Consider the following 19,104-nt stretch of genomic DNA (forward strand, 5'->3'; position numbering starts at 1 on the left):
CCAAACATCACCGCCCAAAACCTAAACATACAATGGCTAAAAATATCAGAAAATAACTTGCTGTATTGTAAATTCTTATGTTATCATGTGATAATAATTATCATTAGTACCAAGATATCCATTACTAAACTTCATCCCCCATCTTAACAGTTACCAAGCGGTGAGCGGATTGTCCGATTGACAGCAAGCTTAGCATAACGGCATCGGCTGATTGTCTTTTTGCCTTGTTGTGTGTTTGTGGGAGTTGATTGTACTTACCTTAGTGGTGGATGCTTGGGCTGATTTAATAAAGCGGTCTTCATAACACACCAAACGAGATATCACCATGAGTACTGTCAAAACCCCCCATATTTTCTACCAAAAACGCACCCTTAGCCTTGCCATCGCCAGTATTTTTGCTGCCGTGGTGATGATAGGTTGCCGCTCTGATGACATCAGCGTCAATGCACCCAATGTTACCCAACTGCCCCAAGGCACGGTTTCACCAACGCCGAACACAGGTCATGACAACGCCAATAACGCCAACAATCAGGGCAACAACACGGATAACAGCACCAGCACAACTGACCCAAATGGCGATAACAACCAACTGACACAAGCACAAAAAACTGCCGCCGCCGCAGGGTTTTTTGTGATGGGTAAAATTCGTGATACCAGCCCAAAAAATGACCCAGATTATAGCAATGATTTAAAACAGCAGTGGCTGGGCAAATTATATGTTGGTATTGATGCCCATCGCCCAGATGGCATCGGAAAAGGTACAAACTTGCGTCAGCCCATCACCGCCAATGACATCAAACCCTTGTATTTTAACAAATTCCCTGCATTGTCTGATTTGCACTTAGACAGTGAACGCCATCGTTTTGACCCCAAAAAGCTAAATACCATTAAAGTGTATGGTTATGGCAACTTAACAACACCTTCCAACAACAACACTCACATCAATCATCAGCAAGCTGATAATAAGAAAAATAACAAGCCTGTTGACCCTTATGAAAATATCCGTTTTGGATATCTTGAACTACAAGGAAGCAGCCTGACCCAAAAAAATGCCGATACTCAAAATGACCAAGACCGCATTCCCAAACCCATGCCCATTTTGTTTTATCATGGAGAAAATGCCAGCAGCCAGCTGCCCAGTGCTGGTAAATTTAACTACACAGGCAACTGGCTGTACCTAAGTGATGTCAAAAAACGCCCTGCCCTTTCAGCAGCAGATGATCGAGTGGGGGTCTATCTCAATGCCAGTGGCAAAGCCAACGAGGGCGATGTCGTCAGTGCCGCCCACATTTATCTAAACGGCTTTCAATATAAGCACACGCCTGCCACTTATCAGGTGGATTTTGACACAAACTCATTAACAGGCAAGCTGTCCTATTATGACAATCCCAATCAGCAAAATAATAAAGGCGAATATCTCAAAAGCCAATTTGACACTACCAAAAAAGTCAATGAAACCGATGTGTATCAAATTGATGCCAAAATCAACGGTAACCGCTTTGTCGGTACAGCCAAATCTTTGATTGATGATAACACCAATACCGCACCTTTTGTTAAAGAGCTGTTCTCCAAAAAAGCCAACCCCAATAACCCAAACCCTAATTCAGACACGCTAGAAGGCGGATTTTATGGTGAGTCGGGCGATGAGCTGGCGGGTAAATTTTTATCCAATGACAACGCAACTTTTGTGGTCTTTGGTGGTAAACGAGACAAAACAGACAAACCTGTCGCCACAAAAACGGTGTATTTTAGTGCAGGCTTTGAAAAACCCAGCACCAGTTTTGTGGATAATGAAACGATTGGTGGAATCATTGATAAAGCAAAGTTAAATGATAAAATCAATGAACAAATTGATGATGGTGATATTCCTACCAGTGATGAACGCTATAATGAATTTCCTTGGGGCGAAAAAAAAGCAGAGTTCACCAAAAAAGTTGGCAGCAGCACCCAAGTCGTGCCAGCTTATTTTGGGCAACATGATAAATTTTATTTTAATGGCAACTATTATGACCTATCAGCCAGTCGTGTTGATAAATTAGCCCCTGCCGATGCTGTCAAAGCCAACCAATCCATTAAAGAAAAATACCCTAATGCCACACTAAATAAGGACAACCAAGTTACCGCCATCGTGCTACAAGAAGCCAAAGATAATAAGCCTTATACCGCCATTCGTGCCAAAAGCTATCAGCACATCAGTTTTGGCGAGACGCTGTATAACGATGCCAACCAAACCCCAACACGCAGTTATTTTGTGCAAGGCGGTAGGGCAGATACCAGCACAACTTTGCCCCAGGCAGGTAAATTCACTTACAACGGTCTTTGGGCAGGCTACCTGACCCAAAAAAAGGACAAAGGTTATAGCGATAATGCAGAAACCATCAAGGAAAAAGGTCATCCAGGTTATCTGTTAACCGAAAACTTCACCCCAGAAGATGATGACGATGATTTGACCGCATCTGATGATTCACAAGATGATAATACACATGGCGATGATGATTTGATTGCATCTGATGATTCACAAGATGATGACGCAGATGGCGATGACGATTCAGATGATTTGGGTGATGGTGCAGATGATGACGCCGCAGGCAAAGTGTATCATGCAGGTAATATTCGCCCTGAATTTGAAAACAAATACTTGCCCATTAATGAGCCTACTCATGAAAAAACCTTTGCCCTAGATGGTAAAAATAAAGCTAAGTTTGAAGTGGATTTTAACACCAACAGCCTAACTGGTAAATTAAACGATGAGAGAGGTGATATCGTCTTTGATATCAAAAATGGCAAAATTGATGGCACAGGATTTACCGCCAAAGCCGATGTGCCAAACTATCGTGAAGAAGTGGGTAACAACCAAGGTGGCGGTTTCTTATACAACATCAAAGATATTGATGTTAAGGGACAATTTTTTGGTACAAATGGCGAAGAGTTGGCAGGACAGTTACATCATGACAAAGGCGATGGCATCAATGACACCGCCGAAAAAGCAGGGGCTGTCTTTGGGGCTGTTAAAGATAAATAAAGCCCCCCTTCATCATCGTTTAGTCGCTTGACCGACAGTTGATGACGCCCTTGGCAATGTCTTAAAACAGCACTTTGAAACAGTGCCTTGGGCGAATTCTTGGATAAATGCACCAGATTTGCCTTGGGCTAATATCTTGATAAAACATCGCCATAAAATAGAAAATAAAGTTTAGGATTTTTTTATGTCAAAATCTATCACAAAAACACAAACACCATCAGTCCATACCATGACCACGCACCGCTTAAACCTTGCCATCAAAGCGGCGTTATTTGGTGTGGCAGTTTTACCCCTATCCGTCTGGGCGCAAGAGAACACTCAGACAGATGCCAACTCTGATGCCAAAGACACAAAAACCCCTGTCGTCTATTTAGATGCCATCACGGTAACCGCCGCCCCATCTGCCCCTGTTTCTCGGTTTGACACCGATGTAACAGGGCTTGGCAAAACCGTCAAAACCGCTGACACGCTGGCAAAAGAACAAGTACAGGGCATTCGTGATTTGGTGCGTTATGAAACTGGGGTGAGTGTGGTTGAGCAGGGGCGTGGTGGCAGCAGCGGATTTGCCATTCATGGCGTGGATAAAAACCGAGTGGGCATTACCGTAGATGGCATTGCCCAAATTCAATCCTACAAAGACGAATCCACTAAGCGAGCTGGGGCAGGCTCTGGGGCGATGAACGAGATAGAGATTGAAAACATTGCCGCCGTTGCCATCAATAAAGGCGGTAATGCCTTAGAAGCAGGCTCTGGTGCGTTGGGTGGTTCGGTGGCGTTTCATACCAAAGATGTGAGCGATGTCTTAAAATCTGGTAAAAATCTTGGCGCTCAAAGCAAAACCACTTATAACAGCAAAAATGACCATTTTAGTCAGACGCTGGCAGCGGCAGGTAAAACCGAGCGTGTGGAAGCGATGGTGCAATATACCTACCGTAAAGGCAAAGAAAACAAAGCACACAGCGACCTAAATGGCATCAACCAAAGCCTATATCGCTTGGGTGCATGGCAACAAAAATATGATTTAAGAAAGCCTAACGAACTGTTTGCAGGCACAAGCTACATCACCGAAAGCTGTTTGGCAAGTGATGACCCAAAAAGCTGCGTACAATACCCTTATGTCTACACCAAAGCCCGACCAGATGGCATCGGCAATCGCAATTTTTCTGAGTTAAGCGATGCTGAAAAAGCACAATATTTGGCATCCACGCACCCCCATGAGGTTGTCTCTGCCAAAGATTATACAGGCATTTATCGGTTGTTACCTGACCCCATGGACTATCGTTCAGACTCGTATTTGGCACGCCTTAACATCAAAATCACCCCAAATCTGGTCAGTAAACTGTTATTAGAAGACACCAAGCAAACATACAACATTCGTGATATGCGTCATTGTAGTTACCATGGGGCAAGATTGGGCAATGATGGTAAGCCTGCCAATGGTGGCTCCATTGTCCTTTGCGATGATTATCAAGAGTATCTAAACGCCAATGACGCATCACAAGCATCATTTAGACCAGGTGCTAATGATGCCCCCATTCCAAAACTGGCTTATGCCAGAAGCAGTGTGTTTAACCAAGAGCATGGCAAAACTCGCTATGGGTTAAGTTTTGAGTTTAAGCCTGACACGCCATGGTTTAAGCAAGCAAAATTAAACCTACACCAACAAAATATCCAAATCATTAACCATGACATTAAAAAATCGTGCAGCCAATATCCTAAGGTGGATTTAAATTGTGGCATCAGTGAAATTGGGCATTATGAATATCAAAATAATTACCGTTATAAAGAAGGGCGTGCCAGCTTGACAGGCAAACTTGATTTTAATTTTGACCTGCTGGGTCAGCACGATTTGACGGTGTTGGCTGGTGCAGATAAAGTTAAAAGCCAATTTCGTGCCAACAACCCCAGACGCACAATCATTGACACCACCCAAGGCGATGCCATCATTGATGAAAGCACGCTGACAGCACAGGAGCAAGCCAAATTTAAGCAATCAGGGGCAGCATGGATTGTCAAAAATCGCCTTGGACGCTTAGAAGAAAAAGACGCCTGTGGCAATGCCAATGAATGTGAACGCGCGCCCATTCATGGCAGTAACCAATATGTGGGCATTAACAATCTTTATACACCAAATGATTATGTGGATTTAAGTTTTGGTGGACGCTTGGATAAACAACGCATTCACAGCACCGATTCAAACATCATCAGCAAAACTTACACCAACAAAAGCTATAATTTTGGAGCGGCGGTTCATCTGACACCTGATTTTAGCCTGTTGTATAAAACTGCCAAAGGCTTTCGTACGCCAAGTTTTTATGAACTGTACAACTATAACAGCACCGCCGCCCAGCATAAAAATGACCCTGATGTGTCTTTTCCCAAACGCGCGGTTGATGTCAAACCTGAAACTTCCAATACCAATGAATACGGCTTTCGCTATCAGCACCCTTGGGGGGATGTTGAGATGAGCATGTTCAAAAGCCGTTACAAGGACATGTTAGATAAAGCCATACCGAACCTAACCAAAGCCCAACAAGAGTATTGTAAGGCTCATTTGGATTCCAATGAATGTGTTGGTAATCCACCCACGCCCAAAACCAGTGATGAGGTATTTGCCAACTTATATAATGCCACCATCAAAGGGGTGAGTGTCAAAGGCAAACTGGATTTGCATGCCATGACATCAAAACTGCCAGATGGTCTTGAAATGACCTTAGGTTATGGTCATACCAAATTGGGGAAATTTGATTACATTGCACCCAAAGATGCCGATGGTTGGTATCAGGCTCGCCCTGCTTTTTGGGATGCCATCACCCCAGCGCGCTATGTGGTCGGTCTAAACTATGACCACCCCAGTCAAGTATGGGGCATTGGCACAACTTTAACGCACAGCAAACAAAAAGATGAAAATGAGCTAAGTGCCCTTAGAATCCGAAATGGCAAAAGAGAAACACAAACCTTAACGCACACAATACCCAAAGCCTATACCTTACTGGACATGACAGGCTATTATAGCCCAACTGAGAGCATCACCGCTCGTCTTGGTATCAACAATGTATTAAACACCCGCTACACCACATGGGAAGCGGCACGCCAACTGCCCAGCGAAGCTGCAAGCAGTACCCAATCAACCCGTTACATTGCACCAGGTCGCAGTTACTTTGCCAGTCTTGAAATGAAGTTTTAATATGACCTGTTTACCAAAGACCAACCCTGCTTTAAAAGTCAAGCACAGATTTTTAAAGCAGGTGCTGTTATTGCTTTGTGTTGATACATTAACAGCACAGGCGTACGCCCACAGCCATCATACGCCCATTCATACACCCACGCATGAGCTGCCATCTGCTGATGCTTTATCAGATGAAGGCTTGGGTAAGGATTTGGGCAGTTTGGACAGTTTGGATAGCCCAGATGGTTTGGGTGATGGTTTAGGCGATGGTTTGGGTGATGGCTTAAAAAGTGATAAAACCCCTTTACCCATCAACGCCTTGACCGCCCATCAGACCAATGAGAGCCAGCCTGCCCCACCGAGCGTAGATGTCAATTTTTTACTTGCCCAGCCAGAGGCATTTTATCATGTCTTTCATCAAGCGATTGTGCAAGATGATGTGGCAACATTACGCTTGTTATTGCCATTTTATGACCGCCTGCCTGATGATTATCAAGATGATGTTTTGTTGTTATTTGCCCAAAGTAAACTTGCCCTAAGTGATGGCAATACCAAATTGGCATTGAATCTGCTGACCGATTTGAGTAACAAAGAGCCAACACTTACGGCGGTAAAATTACAACTTGCTTCCTTGTTGCTGACCAACAAGCACGATAAACACGCCCAAATGGTGCTAGATGAACTCAAAGATGATGCCCACTTTTTAAAATTAAGCAAAAAAGAGCAAAGATGGGTGCTATCGCAAAGTCGCTATTTACATAAAAAATATAAAATGGGCTTGGATTTGGGCATCAACTATCTGCATTTGGATAATATCAACGCCGCCTCCACCATCACCCAGCCCAACATTAAAAAAGATGCCCCAAAACCTGCTCATGGGCTTGCCTTATCGCTTGGTGTGAATAAATACACGCCGCTTAGTCATGGCATGAGTATTTATACAGCCCTAGATGTTGATGGTAAATTTTATGATGACAAAAGCCACAATGAACTGGCGGTTTTTGCTCATGCTGGACTAAGAAAAGATCACCAAAAAGGTTATGTTGATGTCGTACCTTTTGTTGGGCGTATTTTTGCCACCAATCAGCAGCATGGCAGATTATCCCCCAGAAAAGACAGTCAGGGCGTGGCGTTTGGCAGCCATCATCGGATCAATGATAAATGGCAAAATGCGTTTTTTGCACGCATGGAAAAAGGCAATTATACCGAGCGTTATCAAGGTTATGATGGCAAGCGTTATCATGTGAATGACACCATTTTGTTGCAAGATGGCCCAAATCGTCGTTACTCTTTGGGCGTGGGGTATCAGCTTAGCCATCTGCAAGATGCAACAAAAAGCAGTCATGCCACAAAGATACATTTTGGGGTGTTGCAAAGATTGCCAAATGGTCTGACCGTGCAAGGTAGAGTGAGTGCTGAGCGTGAGCGTTATCATGGTAAATTATTGCGTCTGGTTAATCCTGATGATGTGTATCGCACAGATAAAACCCTAACCCTACAAACCTCCATTTGGCACAAAGACATTCACTGGCTTGGATTAACGCCAAAGCTGACTTATCGTTACAGTAAAAATAACAGTAACTTACCAGCACTTTATAGCCATAACAAACAAAATTTTTATTTGGAGCTTGGTCGGTCGTTTTAACTCAATTGCCTAAGGGCAGGTTAAGATGGCTGGGTGTTTTTAATGGTTTTTAATCTTCAAAGCTGACTTGGTTGTGAATTTTGACATTTTGGGTTTAGACAACTTTGAATTGATAAAAGTCATTGTACAAAAAGCCATCATTTGTTATATAATAAGGATAATTCATTTTAGGTTTCATCTTAAATTAAATCATTACCCATCTTAGACTAAATTAGGCAGGTTACCCATGGCACATGATGCTTCAAATAATAACCCACTCAAAGAATCGCTAACAGCATTGATTGGTACTGTGCTATTGCTTGTAATGATTGCAGGTATTGCAATTTCAGCATGGCTACGCCCAGCAGGTGAGCATCCAGCCCAAGCTGAACCTGCTGAAGCTGAAGTCGCCACATTGCAAAGTAATTGACTTTTTATGGCTTTTAGCCCTTGTGAGTATCACAAGGGTTTTTTATTTTATCGCCCTAAATCTTAAAGATTTATCAGGTGGATTGCCTTATTCGTAGAACAATTGTTCAAACTTATGTTAAAATTAAACGCTTTAGGCATATAATATAGGTTTATCATTATCAAGGAAAAGTTATGCTAAATTCGTCAAATAGATATCAAGAGCGTATCGGTCTTGCTCGTCAAATTCTGGCAGATGAAGGTGTGGATGCGTTGATTATCCCATCAGCCGATCCGCATATGTCGGAGTATTTGCCTAAATATTGGCAGGGCCGAGCTTGGGTATCTGGCTTTACAGGTTCGGTGGGAACGCTGGTTGTCACTCAGACATTTGCAGGCTTATGGACAGACAGTCGCTATTGGGTACAAGCACCCATTCAGCTGGCAGGTACGGGCATTGAATTTCAAAAAATGCAGATCGGACAGCCGACTTTTACACAATATTTGGCTGACACATTACCAGCTGGTTCTAAGGTTGCCATCGATGGCAATGTATTGTCTGTAAATGAGCATGATAATTTAAAAACAGCATTTTTGGATAAAGATATTCAGTTAGTAACAGACTTGGATTTGTTGTCAAAAATTTGGACAGATCGACCACAGTTACCAGATGCCGCCATTTATGAGCATCCTGCTGAGTTTGTTGATACAACGGTTGCCGAAAAATTAGCACAGGTTCGTGCTCAAATCCAACAAAAACAAGCAGATGTTCATCTGATATCTAGCCTTGATGATATTGCTTGGTTGTTAAATTTGCGTGGATCTGATGTGGAATTTAATCCTGTATTTTTATCACACTTGCTATTAGACGATACCAAGGCGACTTTATTTGTTGATATCAATAAGCTTGATGACAAAATACGCACCTCACTTGAGTCGATGGGCGTACAAGTTGCTGAATATCAAGCGATTGGCGATGCGATTGCTCAAGTTTCAGGCAAGCTGTTAATTGATCCATCACGCATTGCGATTGGTACTTTAAAGCAGCTTTCTTCATCGGTTGAGCTGATTCGTGCCATGAATCCAAGTACAATCATCAAAGCCATCAAATCTGAGGCAGACATCGAACATATTCGTGAAGCCATGCGTCAAGATGGTGCGGCACTTTGTGAATTTTTTGCCGAATTTGAAGCCAAAACATCACTTGGCGAGCGTATCACCGAACTTGATATCGATCGTATGCTCATCGAGGCACGCAGTAAACAAAAGCACTATGTTTCACCCAGTTTTGATACCATCGCAGGATTTCAAGCCAATGGAGCAATTGTGCATTATAGTGCAAGTGAAGATAATTACAGTGTGATCGAAGGTGATGGGCTGTTACTCATCGATTCAGGTGCACAGTATTATAATGGCACAACCGACATTACACGCATGGCAAGCGTGGGTCAAGTGAGCGATGATGAAAAACGCGATGTTACTTATGTACTCAAAGCACATATTGGACTGGCACAAGCACAGTTTCCTGAAGGTTTGGCGTCATCACAAGTAGATGCGTTAGCCCGAATCCATTTATGGCGTCAGGGTTTAGATTATAATCATGGTACAGGACATGGCGTGGGCTATTTTATGAATGTCCATGAAGGTCCGCAAGTGATTTCAGTATTTGCTCCAACAACGCCAGAGCGTGTGCTTAAGCGTGGCATGGTAACCACCAATGAACCTGGATTGTATCGTGAAGGTCAGTGGGGTATCCGTTTAGAAAACTGTGCTGTCTGTGTTGAGGCTGATCGCAGTGAGTTTGGCACATTTTTAAAATTTGATGATTTGACTTTGTGTCCTTTTGACACTCGTCTCATTTTGCCCAGCCTTTTGACCGAAGATGAAAAATCTTGGCTAAATCACTACCATCAGCGTGTGCATGATGAGCTGATTGATCGTGTCAGTGGTGCAGCTAAAGACTGGCTGATCGAAAGAACCAAAGCCATCTAAGACTTAAATCAAGCACTATTTTGGCTTAGACATTTTTGCCAAAATAGTGCCAATTTTATCTTGGCATTCTTGATACTCATCATCAACATTTGATTTGATGGTAATGCCACCACCTGCCCAGATCTCGCATTCTTGCCATTTTTGTAGTGTGCGAATGAGTACATTCCAGCTGCCTGTACCGTCAAAATTCATATAGCCCATCGTCCCACAGTAGGCACCGCGAGGTGAGGTTTCAAGCTCATGGATAATCTCGCATGCCCGTTTTTTGGGTGCACCCGTGATAGAGCCAGCTGGCAGCGAGCCGAATAAGACGGTAATTGGATGCGTATCACTGAGCGTCGCTGTAACAGTGCTGACCATGTGATGCACATTTTTAAAGCTTTCGATGGCGAAACGCTTGGGCGTTTTGACCGTACCAATTTGTGCATATTTGCCCAAATCATTTCTGAGCAAATCCACAATCATCAGATTTTCGCTGATATCTTTTTCGCTGTTTGCAAGAGATTGTTTAAGCTCATCATCTATAATAGGGTCTGCATGGCGTGGGCGTGTGCCTTTAATGGGCTTGGTGATCAGATGGATTTTACCGTTTGTTTTGTAAAATTCAAAAAATAGCTCTGGTGAGATGGAGAGTAGTTCAAATTCCCCCAATTGTAAAAATCCTGCAAAAGGTGCATTCATTGTGTCTTGTAAATCAGGCAAGTGGTTTGCCAGACGGTCTAAATGAGCATACCATTTTTGGGTTAGATTAATTTGATAAGTATCGCCTGCTTTTAGATATTCTTGGGTTTGATAAAATGCTTTGGCATACTCTGTTTTTGTCCAAATAGGCTGAAAGTCTATCGGCGAAGCTGTGGGCAGGCAACGACATAATAAGTCAGATAACTGATGGGTAATACGATGAAAAAATTCAGAACAAACGCCCATGCCAATTAAGTCATAGCCGTCTTTGATGGGCTGAAGATAAATATCATAATGTGCCAAATAGCCACAAGGTTGATTTGGCTTGATGGTAATGCGATGATTTAACTGATGTGCTGATAAATCATAGCTAATAAATCCCATAAATCCATGCACATAGCTGCTATGATTTAAGCCATGATAATCATCGAGATTCATTTGATTGGCATATGCCGTCAGCTCATGCTGCCAGTTGTCATAAGTAGATGGGTAGCGTCGTCCATTTAAACTCTGTACCCTATCTGCTTGACGAGTTTTTTTGTGAATGTACAGATTTTTATCAAAAGTGGCTGTCCATGCAACCTTAGGACAAATCCCAATCACAGGGCGATGTGCATTATTTAAAAAGCACACTTGCCAATCAGGGTGATGCGTCGTGATGAGAGCTGTGATTTGACTTGGGGTGTATGTGGTGGCAAAGTGATGTTTTAGCATTATCAAATGGCAAATAAAAATACAAATTTTAAAGCAAAATACAAAAAAGAAAAAGGGGAGTGGTCTGATTGTTTTAGTTCAGTAAAATACTTGAAAAGTTAAACCGTTGGATTTGACAAGATGGCTGTTATGTTTAATAAGGTCACAGGGATGCCGTCCCCATGACCTTTGTTGTCTTAATTGTTAAATTTTTGGATAACCAAAGCGGCGTTGGTACCTCCAAAGCCAAAGCTATTGCTCATGATGCTATTGAGTGCTGTTTGACGAGTTTGGGTAACGATGTCAAAATCTTTGGCAGCGTCATCTAAATTTTGGATATTAATCGTCGGAGCAATAAACTCATGGTTCATCATGAGCAGACAATAGATCAGCTCTTGGGTACCTACCGCACCCAAACTATGACCTGTCATAGATTTGGTTGAGCTGATGGGTGGTGTTTGCTTTGCTCCACCAAAGACGGTTGCGATGGCGTTAAGTTCTGTGATATCTCCAAGGGGTGTGCTGGTGCCGTGGCTATTGATGTAATCAACACTGGCTAATCCTGCTTGAGCAAGGGCGATTTGCATACATCTGACCGCACCTTCGCCACTTGGTGCAACCATTTCTGCACCGTCTGAAGTTGCACCATAGCCTGTAATCTCTGCCAAGATTGTTGCCCCACGGGACTGTGCTGATTCAAGACTTTCAACAACAACCATGCCACCACCGCCTGCAATCACAAAGCCATCACGATCTTTATCATAGGGGCGACTGGCGGATTGTGGAGTATCGCTGTACTGTGTACTCATTGCACCCATGGCATCAAACATACACGATTGCGTCCAATGCTCACTTTCACCGCCGCCTGCCAGTACGATATCAGCCTTACCAAGTTGAATCAGCTCCATGGCATGACCGACACAGTGGCTTGAAGTGGCACAGGCAGAAGATAGCGAGTAAGACAAGCCCTTGATTTTTAGCCCCGTCGCTAAGGTCGCAGATACCGAGCTTGCCATGATTTTGGGAACTGCCATTGCACCTACGCCACGCAAGCCTTTTTCACGCATGGCATCCGCAGCTGCCACCACATCAGCAGTAGAAGCACCGCCCGATGCTGCAACCACCGAAACCCTAGGATTGTCAGCGATGGTGTCAATGCTAAGCCCTGCGTTTTTGATTGCTGATAAAGCACTGATATATGCATAAAGGCTGGCGTTGCTCATAAAGCGCTTTAATTTACGATCAATGCCTGTGGTGTCCAAGTCATCATGATCTATACTACCTGCCACGCATGATTTAAATCCCAAATCGGCATATTCTTGCTTAAAGCGAATGCCTGAACGCCCATTTTCTAAGGCCTCCTTGACAGTATCTAAATCATTACCCAAGCAAGAAACAATGCCTGCACCTGTGATGACAACTCGTTTCATAATTTCATCCTAAAAAGTTTACAGTTGTAATCTTGCTATTGTAACAAATTATTCCAACACTTAGGGAAATTTTCCCAAAATTTTCATAAAAATAGGTGAAAATGACTAAAGATAGACAAGGGTTGACCAAATATTTAGTTATTCATCAATTGGCGACGGTATTTATGAACATTTAATAACATTTATGTTGTATATTATCACTAGGCGTAGTTTAGTTTTTGTGATAATCTTTAGAAGATAATTTTTATGACAATTTCATACAATTAATGAGGTTGGACATACGATAGATAAAAGTAAATTGACTTTTTGTATTTTATGTCAAAACCTGAATCTTAATACCAAAATCATGGAGTAACTGATGACAAAATCAACCCAAAAAACCACCAAACAAACACAACACAGCCATGATGATCAAGTCAAAGAGCTGGCTCAAGAAGTCGCTGAATATGATGATGTTGAAATTGTTGCTGAAGTAGATATCGACAATCAAGCTGTCTCTGATGTTTTGATTATTCGTGATACGGATACCAAAGCTGACCAAGCAGATCACACTGATGACGCATCTAAAGCAGATGATGAGACTGTGGTAGATGGCGTTAAACAAAAAGCTCAAGAGGCTAAAGAAGATTTTGAAAATAAAGCACAAGATCTTCAAGATAAGGCTACTGAGAAGCTTGAAGTCGCCAAAGAAGCTACCCAAGACAAGGTAGAGAAAACTCAAAGTTTAGTTGAGGATATCAAGGATAAAGCCCAATCTTTGCAAGAAGATGCTGCCGATACAGTTGAAGCGTTAAAACAAGCGGCCAGTGATAAGGTTGAGACTACCAAAGCTGAAGCTCAATCACTAAAAGATGATGCTACTCAAACATTTGAATCAGCCAAACAAGCGGTTGAAGGCAAAGTAGAAGCCATCAAAGAGCAAGTCTTAGATCAGGTTGACTCCCTAAAAGACGATACCGATCAAGATAATACTGATCAAGATCAAGAAAAACAGACCCTAAAAGATAAGGCGGTGCAAGCTGCCACCGCTGCTAAACGCAAAGTTGAAGATGTGGTAGATGATGTCAAACACGCCACCGAATCTTTCAAAAATACCGCAAGCGGAAAAATAGATGAGATTAAGCAAGCTGCTGTTGACAAAACAGAAGAGGTCAAATCTCAGCTTAGCCAAAAAGCTGATACCCTAAAATCTTCTGGCGAAGAACTCAAGCAAACAGCTCAAACGGCTGCTAATGATGCCATTACAGAGGCTCAAGCTGCCGTAGTAAGTGGTTCGGTTGCTGCCGCTGATTCGGCACAATCAACCGCTCAAAGTGCAAAAGATAAGCTCAATCAGCTCTTTGAACAAGGTAAGTCCGCTTTGGATGAGAAAGTTCAAGAATTGGGCGAAAAATTTGGTGCAACTGAGAAAATTAATGCAGTCAGCGAAAATGTAGATTTGGCTACCCAAGTCATTAAAGAAGAAGCACAAGCACTACAAACCAATGCCCAAGAATCTCTACAAGCTGCCAAGGCGGCTGGCGAAGAGTATGACGCTACCCACGAAGATAAGGGTTTGACCACTAAACTTGGTAAAGTGGGTGCCTATTTGTCTGGCATGTATGGCATTAGCCAAAATAAAAATAAACATTACCAAGGCGTTGACTTGCATCGTGAAAGTTTTGATAAAGATGCATTTCATGCCCAAAGCAGTTTTTTTGCAGGACAAATATTTGGTGCCAAAGCAGTTGCAGCTAAGAATGTGGCAGCTAAAGTTGTTCCTCAATCTAAATTTGAAGCCATCGGTGAATCACTTTATAATAAAGTAGCTGAATGGTCGAATGCATGGGCAATCAAAGATCTTAAAAATGACCCAAGATTTGATTTAATCAATACCATGAACACTCAAGAGCGTCATGCTTTTGCCGAAGATGTCGCCAATCAAAACCGTGCGTTGGCAACGCTTGGCGGTGTGGCAGGCTTAGCAGGCTTAAAAGGTGTGCTTGCTGATGCAGCTTGGCTATTGATGGTATCGTTGCGTACAGTTTATCAAGTGGCTGCCATTTATGATCAGCCGCTGACTGGCAAAGAAGGTACTAAGAAAGCTTATGGTGTGCTGTCAGGTGCTAATCTTGAAAAACTCCAAGAAAAACAGGTGATTTTGACAGCGTTGGCTTTGGGTAGTAGCATGCTTGCTAATGCTCAACAAACAGGCATTAAAGCTCAGTTAGATAGCTTGTCTGCTCGTTATCGTGAAAGCCAACCTTATGCCAAACAGTTTTTGGATTTGGATAAATTTGTTAATCTTGATAATTTAAATCCAAATTGGTTGCATAAAATTTTGCCAATATCTGCAGTAGCAGTGGGTGCTCATTATAATAATGAGCTGATTGATGAAGTCATTGGTACAGCGATGGCAACCTTTTCAGATGATTTTGAGCAAAGTCATCAATTGATTTCTAACTCAAGTGAAAATACGGAAAATCAAGAATCAACCGCCGAAGCATAATTAAAAAATCGCTATCAATCAGTCATTTTTTGATAGTGGCTTGAATTATTCTTATCAAAAACATAATTTATTTTATAGGGCTGCTTGAAGTTTTCTTGATTTAGCCCTATAATATATTGCCCTAAATGGGGATTTGCGTTATTGGTTGAAAGTACCAACCAAGATCGGTGCTTGATTGATGACGAATTTTTAACAACAACGGGAGAAAATTGCCCTATGGCAACTACAAACCAGCTTATCCGCAAGGGTCGCACAACCATCAAGGAAAAATCAAAAGTTCCTGCGTTGCAAGCGTGCCCACAGCGTCGTGGTGTGTGTACTCGTGTCTATACTACCACACCAAAAAAACCTAACTCAGCCATGCGTAAAGTTTGCCGTGTACGCCTAACTTCAGGTTATGAAGTTTCTAGCTATATCGGTGGTGAAGGTCACAACCTTCAAGAGCATAGCGTTGTATTAATCCGTGGCGGTCGTGTAAAAGACTTGCCAGGTGTGCGTTACCATACCGTACGCGGTGCACTTGACTGTGCAGGCGTGAAAGATCGTAAACAAGGCCGTTCTAAATACGGTGCTAAGCGTCCTAAGGCGTAATCATTTGCCTAAGACATTGTTGCGTGAATCAGGGTTTGGTGTGTCAGACCCAATCATGCAGTAAGGCTGGTTAAACCTAGCTTTATACCAGATAATCCTGAAGAGATAAGGAAAACTATTATGCCAAGACGTCGTGTCGTCGCTGCCCGTGAAATTCTACCAGATCCTAAATTCGGCAGCCAAACAATTGCTAAATTCATTAACCATGTGATGGTTGATGGTAAAAAATCAGTCGCAGAAAAAATTGTTTATGGTGCACTAGAAGCAGTTGTTGCCAAAAAGAATATTCAAGACCCTGTGGCTTTTTTTGAAGAAGTGCTAGAAAATGTTCGCCCAACCGTTGAAGTTAAGGCTCGCCGTGTTGGTGGTGCTACCTATCAAGTACCCATGGAAGTACGCCCATCCCGTCGTACCGCCTTGGCTATGCGTTGGTTAGCTGATGCTGCTTCAAAGCGTTCTGAAAAATCTATGGCTCTACGCCTAGCTGGTGAGCTAAATGATGCTTCAGAAGGTAAAGGTGCAGCCATTAAGAAGCGTGATGATGTTCACCGTATGGCAGACGCAAACAAAGCGTTTTCACACTATCGTTTCTAATTTTAGGTGCATTAACCAGCGTTTGGTGCATACTTTTCTTACAATAATTGTAATTGTTTTTGGAAATTCATTTCCAAATAATACTCAAAAATCTGTTGGTTGTGATGGTTAATAGCCAACAGATTTACCAAATTAAACAGAATTTTTCTAGGAAAAATTATGGCTCGTACAACCCCTATTAGTCGCTACCGTAATATTGGTATCTCGGCACACATTGATGCAGGTAAAACCACTACCTCTGAGCGTATTTTGTTTTATACTGGTGTATCACATAAAATTGGTGAGGTACATGACGGTGCCGCTACCATGGACTGGATGGAACAAGAGCAAGAGCGTGGTATTACCATTACTTCTGCTGCGACCACCGCATTTTGGTCAGGCATGGGTAACCAGTTCAAAGAACATCGTATCAATGTTATTGACACCCCAGGCCATGTTGACTTCACTGTAGAAGTTGAGCGTTCTATGCGTGTTCTTGACGGTGCTTGCATGGTTTATTGTGCTGTTGGTGGCGTACAACCACAGTCTGAAACCGTATGGCGTCAGGCTAACAAATATAAAGTACCTCGCTTGGCATTTGTGAATAAAATGGACCGTACAGGTGCAAATTTTTTCCGTGTTGTTGAGCAGATGAAAACTCGCTTAGGTGCAAGCCCTGTGCCAATCGTTATTCCTATCGGTTCAGAAGAAAACTTTACTGGTGTGGTTGACTTGATCGAGATGAAGTCTATCATCTGGGATGAAGCGTCACAAGGTATGAAGTTTGAATATGGCGAAATCCCAGCAGACTTGGTTGACACTGCCGAAGAGTGGCGTACTAACATGATCGAAGCTGCCGCTGAGGCATCTGAAGAGCTGATGGATAAATACCTTGAAGAAGGCGAATTGTCAAAAGAAGATATCGTTGCAGGTTTGCGTATCCGCACTTTGGCGAGTGAGATTCAGCCGATGCTATGTGGTTCAGCGTTCAAGAACAAAGGCGTACAGCGTATGCTGGATGCTGTCATCGAGTTCTTACCAGCACCTGATGATGTTGAAGCGATCAAAGGCATTTTGGATGATAAAGCCGAAACCGAAGCTTCTCGTGAAGCTTCTGATGAAGCACCTTTTTCAGCATTGGCATTCAAAATCATGAATGATAAGTATGTTGGCAACTTGACATTTGTTCGTGTTTATTCTGGTGTTGTTAAGCAAGGTGATAGCGTTTATAACCCTGTTAAGATGAAGCGTGAGCGTATCGGTCGTATCGTACAGATGCACGCCAATGAACAAAAAGAAGTTGAAGAGATCCGTGCAGGCGACATTGCAGCTTTAGTAGGTATGAAAGATGTAACCACGGGCGACACGCTGTGTGATAACGATAACATCATCACTCTAGAGCGTATGGAATTCCCAGAGCCAGTAATTTCTTTGGCGGTTGAGCCAAAAACAAAAGCTGACCAAGAAAAAATGTCAGTTGCTTTGGGTCGCTTAGCAAAAGAAGATCCTTCATTCCGTGTACGCACAGATGAAGAATCGGGTCAAACGATTATTTCAGGTATGGGCGAGCTTCACCTTGATATCATCGTTGATCGTATGAAGCGTGAATTTAATGTTGAAGCTAATATTGGTGCGCCCCAGGTTGCTTATCGTGAAACGATTCGCCAATCTGTGGAAGTTGAAGGTAAGTTCGTTCGTCAAACAGGTGGTCGTGGTAAATTTGGTCATGTTTGGTTGCGTCTTGAACCACTTGATCCAACAGGCGATGTGGAATACGAATTTAACGAAGAAATTGTCGGCGGTGTAGTTCCAAAAGAATACCATGCAGCAGTTGATAAAGGTATCCAAGAGCGTATGAAAAATGGCGTTATCGCAGGATATCCAGTTGTTGGTATCAAGGCAACTTTATATGATGGTTCTTATCATGATGTTGACTCTGATGAGCTATCATTTAAGATGGCAGGTTCTATGGCGTTCAAAAAAGGCTTTCTACAAGCCAATCCAGCGCTACTTGAGCCTATCATGAAAGTTGAAGTGGAAACACCTGAAGACTACATGGGCGACATCATGGGTGACTTGAACCGTCGTCGTGGTATGGTTCAAGGCATGGATGATCTTCCTGGTGGCACCAAGTCTATTCGTGCAGAAGTACCATTGGCTGAAATGTTTGGCTATGCAACCCAAATGCGTTCAATGTCTCAAGGTCGTGCAACTTACTCAATGGAATTCTTGAAGTATCAAGAAACGCCAAAAAATGTTGCTGATGAGATCATCAAGAAATTTACAGCTAAAGATGATGATGAATAATTAATCGTCTATTAGCAGTAGTATCATCAGATACCATCTGATACTCGGATGGTATCATGAATCAAATTTTAACAATGTTGCGATCTGTTTGTATGATCGCATATACTCGAGGAAACCATCATGGCA

11 protein-coding genes are annotated in these 19,104 nt (G+C 42.6%); 9 read left to right on the forward strand and 2 right to left on the reverse strand.

The window, feature by feature from the left end; genetic code table 11:
* The first annotated feature begins 325 nt into the window (after nt 1–325).
* The 5 genes from A4U55_RS01200 (at nt 326) to A4U55_RS01220 (ending at nt 10,215) form a co-directional block, all read left to right on the forward strand.
* On the forward strand, nt 326–3,022 hold the full coding sequence (locus A4U55_RS01200; protein ID WP_063453924.1) for a transferrin-binding protein-like solute binding protein: 2,697 nt from the start codon (nt 326–328) through the stop codon (nt 3,020–3,022).
* 184 nt (nt 3,023–3,206) lie between these two features.
* The gene (locus tag A4U55_RS01205; RefSeq protein ID WP_042510189.1) at nt 3,207–6,209 is read left to right on the forward strand and encodes a lactoferrin/transferrin family TonB-dependent receptor; all 3,003 of its coding nucleotides are present in this window, start codon (nt 3,207–3,209) and stop codon (nt 6,207–6,209) included.
* A 1-nt stretch (nt 6,210) separates the two neighbouring features.
* A complete protein-coding gene (locus A4U55_RS01210; protein WP_003666993.1) occupies nt 6,211–7,836 on the forward strand; it encodes a surface lipoprotein assembly modifier in 1,626 nt (541 codons plus the stop codon).
* 226 nt (nt 7,837–8,062) lie between these two features.
* Nucleotides 8,063–8,245, forward strand: coding sequence for a hypothetical protein (locus A4U55_RS01215; protein ID WP_003656368.1), 183 nt, complete (start codon nt 8,063–8,065; stop codon nt 8,243–8,245).
* Nucleotides 8,246–8,418: 173 nt separating this feature from the next.
* Nucleotides 8,419–10,215: an aminopeptidase P family protein gene (locus tag A4U55_RS01220; RefSeq protein ID WP_003661782.1), complete on the forward strand. Its 1,797-nt coding sequence runs from the start codon at nt 8,419–8,421 to the stop codon at nt 10,213–10,215.
* A gap of 15 nt (nt 10,216–10,230) precedes the next feature.
* On the opposite strand, the gene A4U55_RS01225 is transcribed toward A4U55_RS01220, so the two are convergent.
* Nucleotides 10,231–11,610, reverse strand: a complete 1,380-nt coding sequence (locus A4U55_RS01225; RefSeq protein WP_063453925.1) for an anthranilate synthase component I family protein — start codon at nt 11,608–11,610, stop codon at nt 10,231–10,233.
* A gap of 176 nt (nt 11,611–11,786) precedes the next feature.
* Nucleotides 11,787–13,019: a beta-ketoacyl synthase N-terminal-like domain-containing protein gene (locus A4U55_RS01230; RefSeq protein ID WP_003656374.1), complete on the reverse strand. Its 1,233-nt coding sequence runs from the start codon at nt 13,017–13,019 to the stop codon at nt 11,787–11,789.
* 358 nt (nt 13,020–13,377) lie between these two features.
* On the opposite strand from A4U55_RS01230, the gene A4U55_RS01235 reads away from it, so the two are divergent.
* From A4U55_RS01235 to fusA, 4 genes are all read left to right on the forward strand, one after another.
* Nucleotides 13,378–15,507 carry an EcsC family protein gene (locus A4U55_RS01235; RefSeq protein WP_063453926.1) on the forward strand — a complete coding sequence of 710 codons (2,130 nt, stop codon included), beginning with the start codon at nt 13,378–13,380 and terminating at the stop codon, nt 15,505–15,507.
* 216 nt (nt 15,508–15,723) lie between these two features.
* On the forward strand, nt 15,724–16,098 hold the full coding sequence (gene rpsL, locus A4U55_RS01240) for a 30S ribosomal protein S12 (protein WP_003656377.1): 375 nt from the start codon (nt 15,724–15,726) through the stop codon (nt 16,096–16,098).
* A gap of 120 nt (nt 16,099–16,218) precedes the next feature.
* Nucleotides 16,219–16,692 carry a 30S ribosomal protein S7 gene (rpsG, locus tag A4U55_RS01245; RefSeq protein WP_003656378.1) on the forward strand — a complete coding sequence of 158 codons (474 nt, stop codon included), beginning with the start codon at nt 16,219–16,221 and terminating at the stop codon, nt 16,690–16,692.
* Nucleotides 16,693–16,851: 159 nt separating this feature from the next.
* Nucleotides 16,852–18,978 carry an elongation factor G gene (fusA, locus tag A4U55_RS01250; RefSeq protein WP_003656379.1) on the forward strand — a complete coding sequence of 709 codons (2,127 nt, stop codon included), beginning with the start codon at nt 16,852–16,854 and terminating at the stop codon, nt 18,976–18,978.
* Nucleotides 18,979–19,104: the final 126 nt, after the last annotated feature.

Source organism: Moraxella catarrhalis (assembly GCF_001632285.1).
GTDB lineage: Bacteria > Pseudomonadota > Gammaproteobacteria > Pseudomonadales > Moraxellaceae > Moraxella > Moraxella catarrhalis.